At 72.2% G+C, this 13636-nt stretch carries 10 protein-coding genes; 4 read left to right on the forward strand and 6 right to left on the reverse strand.

Annotation, left to right across the window (positions count from 1 at the left end; translation table 11 throughout):
• Positions 1-47: 47 nt before the first annotated feature.
• The gene (locus AC3IF3_RS04785; RefSeq protein WP_489227559.1) at positions 48-1484 is read left to right on the forward strand and encodes a phospholipase D-like domain-containing protein; all 1437 of its coding nucleotides are present in this window, start codon (positions 48-50) and stop codon (positions 1482-1484) included.
• Here the strand turns inward: AC3IF3_RS04785 and AC3IF3_RS04790 are convergent.
• Positions 1402-2187, reverse strand: a complete 786-nt coding sequence (locus AC3IF3_RS04790; protein WP_489227561.1) for an endonuclease/exonuclease/phosphatase family protein — start codon at positions 2185-2187, stop codon at positions 1402-1404. The genes AC3IF3_RS04785 and AC3IF3_RS04790 overlap by 83 nt on opposite strands.
• A gap of 235 nt (positions 2188-2422) precedes the next feature.
• On the opposite strand from AC3IF3_RS04790, the gene AC3IF3_RS04795 reads away from it, so the two are divergent.
• A complete protein-coding gene (locus tag AC3IF3_RS04795) occupies positions 2423-3661 on the forward strand; it encodes a metallophosphoesterase family protein (RefSeq protein WP_489227563.1) in 1239 nt (412 codons plus the stop codon).
• Positions 3662-3733: 72 nt separating this feature from the next.
• A complete protein-coding gene (locus AC3IF3_RS04800; RefSeq protein ID WP_489227564.1) occupies positions 3734-7210 on the forward strand; it encodes an AAA family ATPase in 3477 nt (1158 codons plus the stop codon).
• Positions 7211-7330: 120 nt separating this feature from the next.
• On the opposite strand, the gene AC3IF3_RS04805 is transcribed toward AC3IF3_RS04800, so the two are convergent.
• From AC3IF3_RS04805 to AC3IF3_RS04825, 5 genes are all read right to left on the reverse strand, one after another.
• Positions 7331-8821, reverse strand: a complete 1491-nt coding sequence (locus AC3IF3_RS04805) for a carboxypeptidase M32 (RefSeq protein ID WP_489227566.1) — start codon at positions 8819-8821, stop codon at positions 7331-7333.
• Positions 8822-8860: 39 nt separating this feature from the next.
• Entirely contained in the window at positions 8861-10663 is a 1803-nt protein-coding gene (locus AC3IF3_RS04810; protein WP_489227568.1) for an ATP-binding cassette domain-containing protein, read from the reverse strand.
• Positions 10664-10730: 67 nt separating this feature from the next.
• The gene (locus tag AC3IF3_RS04815) at positions 10731-10967 is read right to left on the reverse strand and encodes a hypothetical protein (protein ID WP_489227570.1); all 237 of its coding nucleotides are present in this window, start codon (positions 10965-10967) and stop codon (positions 10731-10733) included.
• Positions 10968-11047: 80 nt separating this feature from the next.
• Complete coding sequence (locus tag AC3IF3_RS04820) at positions 11048-11362, reverse strand: polyhydroxyalkanoic acid system family protein (RefSeq protein ID WP_243964647.1); 315 nt, start codon at positions 11360-11362, stop codon at positions 11048-11050.
• A gap of 116 nt (positions 11363-11478) precedes the next feature.
• Positions 11479-11829 carry a septal ring lytic transglycosylase RlpA family protein gene (locus AC3IF3_RS04825; RefSeq protein ID WP_489227572.1) on the reverse strand — a complete coding sequence of 117 codons (351 nt, stop codon included), beginning with the start codon at positions 11827-11829 and terminating at the stop codon, positions 11479-11481.
• A gap of 552 nt (positions 11830-12381) precedes the next feature.
• Between AC3IF3_RS04825 and AC3IF3_RS04830 the strand changes: the two genes are divergently transcribed.
• Entirely contained in the window at positions 12382-13572 is a 1191-nt protein-coding gene (locus AC3IF3_RS04830) for a site-specific DNA-methyltransferase (RefSeq protein ID WP_489227574.1), read from the forward strand.
• Positions 13573-13636: the final 64 nt, after the last annotated feature.

Here is a 13636-nt window from a genome sequence, read left to right on the forward strand (position 1 = left end):
CTTCGGGTATATCCGGCGCCGTCACCAGCGAACCGGATGCCGAGACTTTGGAAAACGCGCTCACGCGATGGCTTGAGTCGACCGCCCTGCTGCGGTCGGACGTCGAGGCGGTCATCGGCTTCACCCTGGCGATCGGCATCACCCTGCACGCCCTGTTGCGCAAGCGGCGGGTGAGCGTGGCGGTGGGCTGGATCGGTCTCGCCTGGCTGTCGCCGATCTTCGGCACCGCCCTCTACCTGACCTTCGGCATCAATCGCGTCTCGCGCCGGGCCCGGCGATTCCGGACCAAGCCCTCGGACGCCACGCACCTGCCCGATGCCGACGACGCCGTGGTGCCCGAGGCGCTCTGGCCCCTCGACCGGGCGATCCGGCGGATCACCGGCCTCCCGGCCTTCGCGGGCAATTCCATGCGGATGTTCCGCAACGGCGATGCGGCCTACCCGGTGATGCTGGCGGCCATCCGGGAGGCGCGGGCCAGCATCGGCCTGTCGAGCTACATCTTCCGCGACGATCCCACCGGCCGCGAGTTCTGCGACGCGCTCGTGGCGGCCAAGGATCGCGGCGTGAAGGTCCGCGTCATCATCGACGGGATCGGGGGCGGCTATTTCCAGGCGCCCGTCTACCGGCGCCTCACCGCCGCCGGGGTGCCGGTGGCCTTGTTCATGCACTCCGCCCTGCCCTGGCGGATGCCCTTCCTGAACCTGCGCTCGCACAAGAAGCTCCTGATCCTCGACGGGCGCACGGCCTTCACTGGCGGCCTCAACATCGCGCACCCGAACCGCGTCGCCCTGGGGCCGGAGCACCCGATCCGCGACACCCATTTCCAGCTGGACGGACCGGTGGTGGAGCAGCTCGCCGCAGCCTTCGCGGCCGACTGGGCCTTCGTCGACGGCGAGAACCTCGACGCCGAGCCCTGGTTCACCGCCCTCGAGCCGACTGGCGCGAGCGTCGCCCGGGCGGTGACCTCCGGGCCGGATGCCGATGTCGAGAAGATCGAGCAGGTCATCCTTCAGGCGCTCGCCTGCGCGCGCAAGACCGTCCGGTTCGCCACGCCCTATTTCCTGCCGGACGAACTCGTGACCGGCGCCCTCGCCCAGGCCGCGATCCGGGGCATCACCGTCGACGTCATCATCCCGCGGGTCAGCGACCACCGGTTCATCGACTGGGCGAGCCGGGCCCATCTCGAGCCGCTGCTGCGGGCCGGCGTCCGGGTCTGGCTCGACGAGCCGCCCTTCGATCATTCGAAGACGATGGTGGTGGACGACATCTGGTGTTTCGTCGGCAGCGCCAATTGGGACATGCGCAGCTTCCGGCTCAATTTCGAGCTGAACGTCGAGATCATCGACGCCGATCTCGCCGCCGAACTCGACCAGCTGATGCGCGGCAAGATGCGGGGACGGCTCAGCCGGGAGGATCTCGCCGGGCGGGCCTTGCCGGTCCGTCTGCGCGACGCAGGCGTGCGACTGCTGCTGCCATACCTCTGAGGCGACCGGGGGCGTGCGCCTCGGGGGCCGGACCGAGATGGACGACGATCGGCCGGTGATCGGAGGGCCCCCGGGGCAACACCGCGTGGTCGTGGCAGACGAGGCCGCGCGCGAGGCATCGGTCGAGGCGCAGGGGCAGCACCTCGACCATGGCGTGGGTCGGCCGGCGCGGACCGACGTCGCGGAACCCCGGGATGAGCGCCGGCCCGACGATGTTGTAATCGCCCAGCACCGCGGCGCGCGGGGGCAGCTCGGCGACGATCCGCCGGAGCTGGCGCCGGTTCAGCATCTGCCCGTGGGACAGGTGGACGTTGGCGATCCCGAATTCCCCGAGATCCAGGATCTGGCAGACCCGGTGCACCAGGGCGCCGGAGGGCAGCGCGATCACCCGGGGCGGGACCGGCCACGGGGTCGGGCTCCACATGGCCAGCCCGTGGATCCGACCCGGCAGGGGGGCCCAGGCGTAGTAGCCGCCGATCCGGTCCAGCAGGAACCCGATCGCCCGGGTCGCTTCCTGCATCAGCAGCAGATCGGGCTTCTCCTGGGCGACGAGGGCGGCCACGTCGTCCGCGGCCGCGCCGGTGCGGCGCAGGAGGTTCCAGCTCACGATCTTGAAGGGCGACCGGACCCCATCCGCCTGGGGGAACGGGGTTTCGGAGATCGGCGCGTGGCCGGGGTGGGCCGGATCTGCAGCGAAGTTCATCGAGCCGGACCGTATCTCACCCGGCGGCTCTCCCGCCACCGCTGCGCTGTAACGCGCCCGGGGCCCGGTCGTTCGAGAGGGGGCGACGCCGCTCGGGTCGCAGGCGAAGCGTTCGTAACGCGGGAAGGGCCGCGAACGGCGCTTGAGGCCGGCGACCCCGACGGCTTAAGACCGCCTCGGCGGTGGGTGCGGGCCCCCGCGCGATCCCAAGCTTCACCGGTGCCCCCGGAGGCCGATGTCGGGCTTCAGCTTCATCCACGCGGCGGACCTGCATCTCGGCAGCCCGCTATCGGGTCTCGCGACCCGCGACGCGGACCTCGGCCGCCGCCTCGCCGCGGCCGGGCGGCAGGCCTTCGAGGATCTGGTCACCCAGGCGATCGACCGGTCGGTGGCGTTCCTGGTCGTGGCCGGCGATGTCTACGACGGCGACTGGGCCGACAACACGATCGGCCTGTTCTTCGCCCGGCAGGTGGCGCGCCTCGACCGCGCCGGCATCCCGACGATCCTGGTCCGCGGCAACCACGATGCCGAGAGCGTGATCACCCGCGCGATCACCCTGCCGCCCTCGGTCCACGTCTTCCCGGCCAACCGCGCCGGCACCCACCGCATCGAGGCGCTGCGCGTGGCGCTCCACGGCCGGAGCTTCCAGAGCCGGGCCGTCGAGGAGAACCTGTCGCTGACCTACCCGGCCGCCGTGCCGGGCTGGTTCAACCTCGGGATCCTCCACACCTCCTGCACCGGCCACGCGGCTCACGAGACCTACGCACCCTGCTCGATCGCCGACCTCGCGGCCCGGGGCTACGAGTACTGGGCGCTCGGCCACATCCACGAATACGCCGAGCTATCCCGGGATCCCTGGATCGTGTTCCCCGGCAACCTCCAGGGCCGGAGCATCCGCGAGTGCGGCGCGAAGGGCGCCGTTCTGGTCGAGGTCGCCGACGGCCGGGTGACCGGGCTCACCCGCCTCGCCCTCGACCGCGCCCGGTTCGAGCAGGTGACGGTGGACCTCGCCGGATCATCCGATCCCCGGGCCGCGATCGAGGCGGTGGAGGCGGCCCTGCGGCCGCTCGCGGACCTGGCCGCGACGCGCCTCGTGCTGGTGCGGATCCACCTCTCCGGCACCACGAAGGCCCATGACGCGCTGGCCGCCGACCGGGACTCCGTGACCGCCGAGATCCAGGCCGCGGCCCACCGGCTGCACGAGGATCTCTGGCTGGAGCGCCTCAAGATCGAGACGCGCCGGCCCCGGGCGCCGGCCGAGCCATCCGGTGCCGCGATCGATCCGGCCGCCCTGCTGGCCGATCTCGACCGCGACCCCGAGTTCCGGTCCCGGGCCAAGGCCGCGCTCGCGGAGATCGGCGGCCGCCTGCCGTCCACGGTGGCCGCCGAGGCGGATCTGGAGGCGGAGTTCGACGCCCTCTGCGCCGAGGCCGAGGCGCTGATCCTCGGGCGCCTCACCGGCCGTCACTGCTGAGGCGATCGCCGGGCCTATGCGCCCGGCGGCCACACCGATCCGCTCACACGGGATGATGCCCCAGGACCCCCGATGCGCCTGATCCACCTCGCCCTGGAGCGCTACGGCGCCTTCACGGACCGCGTGATCGCCTTCCGGCCGGACGCGCGGCTGCACGTGGTGCTGGGCGCGAACGAGGCCGGCAAGAGTACCGCGCTGGCGGCCGTCACCGACCTGCTGTTCGGCTTCGAGAAATCCACCCGCTACGCCTTCCAGCACGACATGCCGCAGCTGCGCCTCGGCGCGGAGATCGCCGCCGCCGACGGGCGCCGCCTGACCTTCCGTCGCCGGAAGGGCAACAGCCGGACCCTCATCGACGCCGCCGAGACGGCGCTCCCCGACGACGCCCTGGCCCCGTTCCTCGGCGGCATCTCGCGGGCCGTGTTCTGCCGCGCCTTCGGCCTCGACGCGTCCAGCCTCCGGGCGGGGGGGCGCGAGATGGTCGATGTCGAGGGTGAAGTCGGCGCGAGCCTGTTCGCGGCGGGTTCGGGCCTGCGCGGCCTGACGGAGCTGCACGCGGCCCTCGACGACGAGGCGGACGCGATCTTCGCCCCGCGCCAGGCCAAGCACCGGGCCTTCTACCAGGCGCTGGAGCGCCACGAGACCGCCCGCCGGACGATCCGCGAGAAGGGCCTGCGCTCCGGCGACTGGCGCGCCCTGAACGATGAGATCGCGGCGGCGGCCGGCCAGCTCAACGCCCTTCGCTCGGAACAGAAGGCCATGGCAGTCGAGCGCGCCCGGCTGGAGCGGCTCAAGCGGGTCCGGCCGATCCTGTTCGAGATCGATGCCCTGGCCCAGCGCATCGCCGCCGAGGACGGCCTCATCGACGCGGATCCCGCCTGGATCGACCGCCTCGGCGCCGCCCTCGACGATTGCCGCGTCGCCGAGACCGAGGCCGAGCGGGCCGGATCCGCCCTCGCCCGGGCCGGGGCCGAGGCCGAGGCGGTATCCGTGGAGCCGGACCTGACGCTCCGGGCGGACGCGATCCTGGCGGCCTTCAGCGGCACCAGGGAATTCGAGAAGGGCGGCACCGACCTGCCGCGGATCGAGGGTGATTCCCACAAGGTCGGACTGGAGCTGGACCGGCTGCGCGCCCGGATCGGCGTCGCCGACCTCGCGGCGCTGGAGGCGCGCCAGCCGACCGACGCCGCGCGGACCCGGATCGAGCAGCTGATCCGCGACCACCGGACCCTGGCGGCCGCCGAGGACCAGCTTGCCCGCGACCGAGCCGCGGCGCTGGCCGAGCGTGATCGGCTGGAGGGGGAGGTCGAGGCGGCCGGCGCCATGCGCGATCCGACCCCGTTGCGCGAGGCGCTGAAACCCCTCGCCCGCCTGCACGAACGGATCGCCGCCCACGAGACCCTCGACACCACGATCCGGCGGGAAACGGTGCTCCTGCGCAATCAGGCGGGCCGGCTCTCGCCCCCGGTCCCCGATATCGGCGCCCTCGTTGGGATGCCCCTGCCCTCCGCCGAGAGGGTGGCGGATTATCGGGCCCTCCTCGACGGCAAGATCCGCGAACGGGAGCGGGCGGCCGACCATCGCGACGCCGCGCGCCGCCAGGCCGCCGTCACCCGCGACCGGCTGCGCGAGCGCGAGGCCGGTCGGCCGATCGCCACGTGGGAGCGGATCGAGGCCGTCCGGGCGACGCGCGACGCCGCATTCGCGCCGCTCCGGGACGCCCTGGCGGCGGGGCAGCCCGTCGCGACCGCCCTGATCGCCGCCTACGAACGCAGCCTCCTCGACGCCGACCGCCTCGCCGACGAGCGCGCCGGCGACGCCGCCCGGGTGGCGGCCCAGGCGGCCGATCTCGACCGCCTCGGTGCCGAGGAGGCGGCACTCGCGGCGGCGGAGGCCGACCTCGCGGAGATCGCCGCCGAGATCGCCGAGGGCGAGGCGGCCTGGCGGGAGGCGTGGCGGCCCGCCGGGATCGAGCCGGGATCCCCCGTCGCGATGGCGGCGTGGCTTGCCGAGGTCGAGAGCCTGATCGAGGCCGAGCAGCGGCTCGCCGATCAGCGGATCGGGCGGGAGCGGATCTGGGCGGGGATCGAGGCCGCCCGGGCACCGATCGCCGATCTCCGTGCCCGCGCCGGGCTGGAGCCGGAGCCCGATCTCGACCTGGCCGCGAGCCTCGACCGGATCGAGGCGCGGATCGCGACCCTGGCGAGCCGCTGGGAGGCGAGCCTCCAGACCGGCGGCTTGCTGCGCGCGGCGCGGGCCGCGGCGGAACGGCTGGAGACGGCGCACAGGGCGGCCGAGGAGCGCCGGGCCGCCTGGCAGACCGCGTGGAATGCGGCGCTCGGACTCCTCGGCCTCGACCCGTCAGCCCGGCCCGAGGAAGCCGAGAGTGCCCTGGAGGCGTGGCGGGCGGTACCTGACCGCCTCCTCGAACGCGCCGCCCTGGACCGCCGGGCCACCGGCATCCGGCGCGACATGGAGGCGTTCCGGGCGGGTGCGGCCGCCCTGGTCGCGGCGCTGGCCCCCGATCTCTCAGGCTCGGCTCCGGCGGCGGCGATCCGTACCCTGCAGGCCCGCCTCGTCTCGGCGCAGGCCCGGGAGGCCCGGCGCGACGAGCTCGACCGGCGGGTCGAGGAGGCCGTGGTGGCGTGCCGGGCCGCCGCGGACCGGGAGGCGGCGGCCCGCACGGCGCTGACCCGCCTGGTCGCGGTGGTGTTGCCCGAGCGGGCCGAGGCGCCAATGCCGGAGATCGAGGCTCTGTACGGCCGGCTGCGGGTCCGCGAGACGCTGCGCGCCGAGATCCTGCGGCTGCGCGGCGGCCTCGCGGGTGCCGCCGACGGGCTGCCCGAGGCCGATCTGCGGGCCGGGCTCGCGGCAATGTCGCCGGAGGTGCTCGAAGCCGAACTGGCGCGGCTCGCCCTCGAAGCCGAGGCGCTGTCCGAACGCGGCCAAGTGATCTTCGCCGACCGGGACCGGGCCGAGCGGCGCCGGGCGGAGCTGGAGGGCGGGACCGGGGCCGAGCTGGCGCTCGCCGAGCGCAAGGCCGCGGAGGCGGACCTCCAGGCGGCGGCCCGATCCTGGGCCGTGCTGCGGCTCGCCGGGCTAATGCTCAGCCAGGCGGTGGCCCGGCACCGGGCCGGGCAGCAGGATCCCCTGGTGGCGCGCGCCGGGGCGCTGTTCCGGGCGCTCACCGGCGGCGCCTTCTCGGGGCTCGCGCAGACCTTCGACGAGGCCGACACACCGAAGCTCGCCGGACAGCGCGCCGCCGGCGGCCTGGTGGGGATCGAGGGCATGAGCGAGGGTACGCGCGACCAGCTCTACCTCGCGCTGCGCCTCGCCTATCTCGAGGATTACGCGGGCCGCGCCGAGCCGGCGCCGTTCATCGGCGACGATCTCTTCTCGACGTTCGACGAGACCCGCACCGGCCACGGCCTGGACGCGCTGGCGGAGATCGGCGCCAGGGTCCAGCCGATCCTGTTCACGCATCACCGCCACGTCGCGGATCTTGCGCGCGCGCGGCTCGGGACGGCGGTGGATGTGCTGGACCTGTAGGGGGGATGGAGGGGCGCTGAGTTCAGCCGTTGCTCGCCCCGGACGCGACGTATGACCATCGTCGTCCGCCGGTGAGAAGGCGGCTCACGCGTCTCGGCCGTCATCCCGCCCTGCCTATCCTCAGCCCCCCAGATACCGGGCCTCCAGATGCGCCCGGAACGCCGCCGTCCCGAGCGGCGCGCCCGTCGCCCGGATGAGCAGTTCATCCGTCCCGAGCATGCTGCCCAGTTCGTGGACGTTGGTCCGCAGCCAGTCCCGCAGCGGCGCGAAATCGCCCTGCGCGAGGCAGTCCGGCAGCGCCGGCTCGGCCGCCCGGGAGGCCCGGAACAGCTGTGCCGCCGCCAGCGCACCCAGCGTGTAGGTTGGGAAATAGCCGAAGGCCCCGCTCGGCCAGTGGATGTCCTGGAGGCAGCCGACCCGATCGTCCGGCACGGCGAGCCCGAGCAGGTCTTGTATCCCGTCGTTGAACGCACCGGGAAGGTCGGCCACCGCGAGATCGCCCGCGATCATCGCGGTCTCCAACCGATAGCGCAGCAGGATATGGGCCGGATAGGTCGCCTCGTCGGCATCGACCCGGATGAAGCCCGGCGCGACGCGGGTGTTCAGGGCATGCAGGTTCTCCGGCGACCATTCCGGCCCCGACCGCCCGAACGCCTCCCGCAGCAGCGGCGCCAGATAGGTGAAGAATGCCCGGCTTCGGCAGGCCTGCATCTCGACGATGAGCGACTGGCTCTCGTGCAGGCTCATGCCCCGGGCCGCGCCCACCGGCTGCTGCCGCCACGGGGCCGGGCGGCCCTGCTCGTAGAGGGCGTGGCCGGTCTCGTGCAGCACCCCCATCAGGGCGCGTCCGAAATCGGCCTCGTCGTAGCGGGTGGTGATGCGCACGTCGTCGGTGGCGCCGCCGCAGAACGGGTGCAAACTGATGTCGAGCCGGCCGCGGGCGAAGTCGAACCCCACCGCCGCCATGAGCTCGAGGCCGAGGTCCCGCTGCACCGCCACGTCGAACGGCCCGGCGAGGAGCTGCGGCGCGGGCTGGGACGCCTGGATCTCCCGCGCGCGGGCGATCAGTGCCGGCAGCCAGGATGTCAGATCGGCGAAGAGCGGGTCGATCACGGCCCGACGCATGCCGGGATCGTAGCTGTCGAGCAGCGCGTCGTAGGGGTCGAGCCCGAGCGCGGCGCCCTTGGCCTGGCCGATCTCCCGCTGCAGGCGCAGCACCTCGGCGAGGTACGGTTCCAGCCTGGCGAAATCGGCGTCCCGGCGCGCCTCGCGCCAGACCATCTCGGAGCGGGAGACCGCCCGCGAGCTGGCCTCCACGAGGTCCCGGGGCACCGCCGTGGCGTGCGCCTGGGCGCGGCGCATCTCGCGCAGGTTGGCGGCAGCCCAGGGCTCGAGCTCCGGGCCCCGCTCGGCGGCATCGAGGTTCTCGGCCGCCCCGGGGGCGGTCAGCATCTCGTGGGCGAGCCCGCGCAGGACCGCCAGTTGGTCGCCCCGCGCCTCGGCGGCGCCGTTGGGCATCAGGGTCTGCGCATCCCAGCCGAGGATCCCGGCGGCCCCTTCGAGGGCGGCCAGGCGGGCGAAACGCTGTTCGAGGGTCTGATAGGCTGTCATGCGGTCTCCGGTCCGGAACGTCTTGCGCGGTCGGGGCGGTCATCCCGCCTGCAGCATCTCCAGCTCCAGCCAGCGATCCTCCGCCTGCGACAGCTCGGTCTGGGCCTGCGCCAGCATGGACGAGGCCTTGTCGAAGCGGGCGGGATCGCGGGCGTAGAGGTCGGGGTCGGCCAGGATCGTCTTGAGCTGAGCGATGGCCGCCTCGAGCTTCGCGATGCGGGCCGGCAGCGTCTTCAGCTCGTGCTGATCCTTGAAACCGAGTTTCGGCTTGCCGGCCGGTTGGGAGGTGGGCGCGGCGGCCTGGCGTTCGCGCGGCTCCTTCTTGGTCGCGACCGCGCGCGCCTCGACCCCCTGCCCGCGCTGGACCAGCATGTCGCTGTAGCCGCCGGCATACTCGGCCCAGCGGCCCGCCCCCTCCGAGACCAGCACGCTGCCGGCCACCCGGTCGAGGAAGTCGCGGTCGTGGCTGACCAGGATCAGGGTGCCCTGGTAGTCGCCGAGCATCTCCTGGAGGAGGTCGAGGGTCTCGAGGTCGAGGTCGTTGGTCGGCTCGTCCAGCACCAGGAGATTGGCCGGCTGCGCCAGGGCGCGGGCGATCAGAAGCCGGTTGCGCTCGCCGCCCGAGAGCACCGAGACCGGGGTCCGGGCCTGCTCGGGGGCGAACAAGAAGTCCTTGAGATAGCCGATCACGTGGCGGCTCTGGCCGTTCACCGTGACGCTGTCGCCGCGGCCGCCGGTGAGCACGTCGGTGACGGTCATCCCGGGCTCCAGGGTCGCCCGGGCCTGGTCGAGCACCACCGGCATCAGGTTGGTGCCGAGCACGACCTGGCCGGAATCGGGGGCGAGCCGGCCCATCAGAAGGTTGATCAGCGTCGACTTGCCGGCGCCGTTGGCCCCGACGATGCCGAGCCGGTCGCCGCGCATCACCCGCAGCGACAGCCCGTCCACGATGCTCCGGGCGCCGTAGGATTTCCCGATGTCCCGGGCCTCGACCACCAGGCTGCCGGAGGATTCCGCGTCCGAGGCCTGCATACTGACACTGCCCACCGGGCGGCGGATCTCGCGGCGGTTCTGGCGCAGCTCGTGGAGGTTGCCGAGCCGGCGGACATTGCGCTTGCGCCGGGCGGTGACGCCGTAGCGCAGCCAATGCTCCTCGGCGACGATCTTGCGGTCGAGCTTGTGCTGGTCGCGCTCCTCCTCCTCGAAGAACGCGTCGCGCCACGCCTCGAAGTGGGAGAAGCCCTGCTCGATCCGGCGGGTCTCGCCGCGGTCCAGCCAGATCGTGGCCCGCGACAGGGCCGAGAGGAACCGCCGGTCGTGGCTGATCAGCACCATGGCGGCGCGGGTGCCCTTCAACTCGGATTCGAGCCACTCGATCGCCGGCAGGTCGAGGTGGTTCGTCGGCTCATCGAGGAGGAGCACGTCGGGCTCGGGTGCCAGCGCCTGCGCCAGCGCGGTACGCCGCCCCTCCCCGCCCGAGAGCTTGGTCGGATCCTCCGTGCCGGTGAGACCGAGGCTCTCCAGCAGGTAGCGGGCCCGGTGGGTCGATTCCCCCGGCGGCAGGCCGGCCTCGACGAAGTCCATCGTGGTTGTGAAGCCCGAAAAATCCGGCTCCTGGGCGAGGTAGCGGATCGTCGTGCCGGGCTGGACGAACCGGCGTCCCTTGTCGGGATCGACCAGCCCCGCGGCGATCTTCATGAGCGTCGACTTGCCGGACCCGTTGCGCCCGACGAGGCAGGTCCGCTCGCCCGGCGCGATGGTGAGGTCGGCGCGGGTGATCAGCGGGGTGCCGCCGAAGGTGAGCGCGATATCCTGGAGGGTGAGAAGCGGGGGAGCGGCCATGGGCGGGCTTATGGCAGCGCAAGGCGGCCCATTCAAACGCCGCGCCCGCGGTTCGGTCGATCGGCGGTCAGGCGACCGGATTGGCCGGCCCGGTGGGCGGGCTGATCTCGGGTGCGCCCGGATCGTTGACCGGGATCTCCTGGGGCTGGATGCCCGGCGATTCCGACGGGGTCTGGCCGGGAATCTCCGGGCCGGGCGGCTGCGTCGGCGCCTGCGGGGGCTCGAAGGGCCGGTCCGGGCCGGGGCCCGGCTGCTGCGGCACTTCGGGGGTCTGCCCCGGGTCGGCGAGGGTGGATTGGGACACCGTGATCCTCCGGAAGGCCGACGGTGCGACGCTGCACCGGTCGGGCTGAAACGGGGGGCCGGCGCTCCGGTTCCGGACGGCTATTTCTTGGTGAGCAGGAGGTTGCCCTCCTTGCTTGCCACCTTCTGGATCTTCTCGGCGAACAGGGCGAGCAGGAACGGCAGCTTCACCTCCAGCCGCACGCTCTCGGGGCCGACATCGATCGTCCCGGCCACCTTCTGGGCCATGGCGGAGACGCCGAAATCCAGCCGGTCGCCCGTCCAGGCGAGTTGGTCGACCGCGACGCCGCTCTTGGCCAGAAAGGCCCGCGCCTGATCGGTGCCGGTCTCCAGGCGCCGCTTGGCCTCGTCGCGGCCGAGGTCATGCGGGATGTCGACGATGAGGGGCTTGGGCATGGGGCGGCTGATCCAGGCTGAATTGGGCAGCAGATGGGGCCTGCCGCCGCCTGAGACAACGCCCCGGGGCAGGCCGCCGGCCACTCAAGCGGCGCGCCCCCCCGGGGCGCCGGCTGTCAGTTCAGGACCTGCAGGGACACGTAGCTCGTGCCGCCCAAGCCGAGCGCGCGGGCTGAACCGCGCGACAGGTCGATGATGCGGCCGCGCACGAACGGCCCTCGATCGTTGATGCGCACGACGACCGAGCGGCCGGTCCGCCGGTTCTCGACCCGGACCCGCGTGCCGAACGGCAGGCTGCGATGGGCTGCGGTCAGTCCGTTGGGGTTGAAACGCTCGCCGCTCGCGGTGCGATGACCGCTGCCATACCAGGACGCCGCTCCGCTCTGCGCGGCGGCGGGAAGGCTTGTTCCGAGGGTGGTGGACAGCAGACCGAGGGCGACAACGAACTTTTCGAAACCAAACGTCATTCTCAAGGCAGTCCCTTTGTTTTTTCGGGGACGGCGCCAGTCATGGCCGAAACCGGCCGGAATAAGGCGGGACTTCACGGCCTGTCGCGGTCACATTTTGGCCGGCTTCATCGCGATCTTTCTAATTACATGGGCAATCGTTGCGGATTATTTCCGGCTGAATGCCGAAATACATCGATCAGGGTCGAGCCATGTATTGCTCAAGTCATGCCGCGCCCCGCGGAGAAGGATCACAAATAGGCAAATTCTCTCAAGGTCTGCGTCGGGCGTGACCCTGGATCCCGCTGAGCTGGCGCCCGCGCGGGCGGGAGACGGTCATGGCCCCCGCGCAAAGGTCCGTGCACGGCAGGCTTCAGGTTCAGGATGAGATCGGATCGATCGGGCTGCGGTAGCCCCGGTCCGACCGGCGCGGGACGCGTTTCGCGGAGATCGGACCCAGCTCGGCAAAAATTGCAGCCCCAGAACGGGACGCGCTCCGGAAAAATCCGACAACGCGACCTTTACCCTGTTCGGGTCATGGTCTGCCGGTCAGTCGCGTAACCGGTGTTTGCCATGGCTTCCCCGCGTACCGTGGCTGCCGATGCCGTCGCCCGGAAACATGTCTCGCGTGCCGGGCGGCCCGCGTCGGCGCCACGGATGGGTCTCGTACCCGCCCAGCGTCCCCTGCCCCTCGACCAAGTGCTGGTCGGGGATTGCATCACGGCCATGAACAGCCTGCCCGCGTCGAGCGTCGACTGCGTGTTCGCCGACCCGCCCTACAACCTGCAGCTCGGCGACGCCGGATTGCTGCGTCCCGACCAGAGCCGCGTCGACGCCGTCGACGACGACTGGGACAAGTTCGCCACCTTCGAGGCCTACGACGCCTTCACCCGGGACTGGCTTTCGGCCTGCCGTCGCGTGATGAAGCCGAACGCAACCCTCTGGGTGATCGGGTCCTACCACAACATCTTCCGGGTCGGGAGCGCGTTGCAGGATCTCGGTTACTGGATCCTCAACGACATCGTCTGGCGCAAGGCCAATCCGATGCCGAACTTCCGCGGCAAGCGCTTCACCAATGCCCACGAGACCCTGATCTGGGCCTCGCGCTCGGCGGATTCGAAGGGCTACACCTTCCATTACGAGGCGCTGAAGGGGGGCAACGAAGACCTCCAGATGCGCTCGGACTGGTTCATCCCGCTCTGCACCGGCGAGGAACGGCTGAAGGATGGGGACGGCCGGAAGGTCCACCCGACCCAGAAGCCCGAGGCGCTGCTCGCCCGGACCCTAATGGCGGCGACCAATCCCGGCGACGTGGTGCTCGACCCGTTCTTCGGCACCGGCACCACCGGCGCCGTCGCCAAACGGCTGGGCCGCCGCTTCATCGGCATCGAGCGGGAGGCGACCTACGCCGAGGCCGCACGCGCCCGGATCGCCTCCGTCGAGACCCTGTCCAAGGCGGCCCTCCTGGTGGCGCCGACCAAGCGCGCCGAGCCGCGGGTGCCGTTCCTGTCGGTGATCGAGGCGGGGCATATCCGCCCCGGCGAGACCGTCACCGACGAACGCCGCCGCTTCCGCGCTACGGTGCGGCCGGACGGCCAGCTCGACAACGGCCTCGTCATCGGCTCGATCCACAAGATCGGCGCCCTGGTCCAGGGGCTGCCGGCCTGCAACGGCTGGACCTTCTGGCACGTGGAGCGCAGCGGCAAACCGGTGGTGATCGACACCTATCGGGCCGGGCTGCGGCAGGCCATGGCTAACGGCTGAGCCGTCGCTGTCCGGAGCTACGGGCTCGGGGGCACACCCGGGCCCGCATGGACGCCTCCGCAAG

The organism is Methylobacterium sp. J-118 (genome assembly GCF_057836565.1).

Coding starts and splice junctions, on each gene's coding strand:
- AC3IF3_RS04795 (WP_489227563.1), top strand. CDS start 2,423: ATGTCGGGCTTCAGCTTCATCCACGCGGCGGACCTGCATCTCGGCAGC.
- AC3IF3_RS04790 (WP_489227561.1), bottom strand. CDS start 2,187: ATGAACTTCGCTGCAGATCCGGCCCACCCCGGCCACGCGCCGATCTCC.
- AC3IF3_RS04825 (WP_489227572.1), bottom strand. CDS start 11,829: ATGACGTTTGGTTTCGAAAAGTTCGTTGTCGCCCTCGGTCTGCTGTCC.
- AC3IF3_RS04830 (WP_489227574.1), top strand. CDS start 12,382: ATGGCTTCCCCGCGTACCGTGGCTGCCGATGCCGTCGCCCGGAAACAT.
- AC3IF3_RS04820 (WP_243964647.1), bottom strand. CDS start 11,362: ATGCCCAAGCCCCTCATCGTCGACATCCCGCATGACCTCGGCCGCGAC.
- AC3IF3_RS04805 (WP_489227566.1), bottom strand. CDS start 8,821: ATGACAGCCTATCAGACCCTCGAACAGCGTTTCGCCCGCCTGGCCGCC.
- AC3IF3_RS04800 (WP_489227564.1), top strand. CDS start 3,734: ATGCGCCTGATCCACCTCGCCCTGGAGCGCTACGGCGCCTTCACGGAC.
- AC3IF3_RS04810 (WP_489227568.1), bottom strand. CDS start 10,663: ATGGCCGCTCCCCCGCTTCTCACCCTCCAGGATATCGCGCTCACCTTC.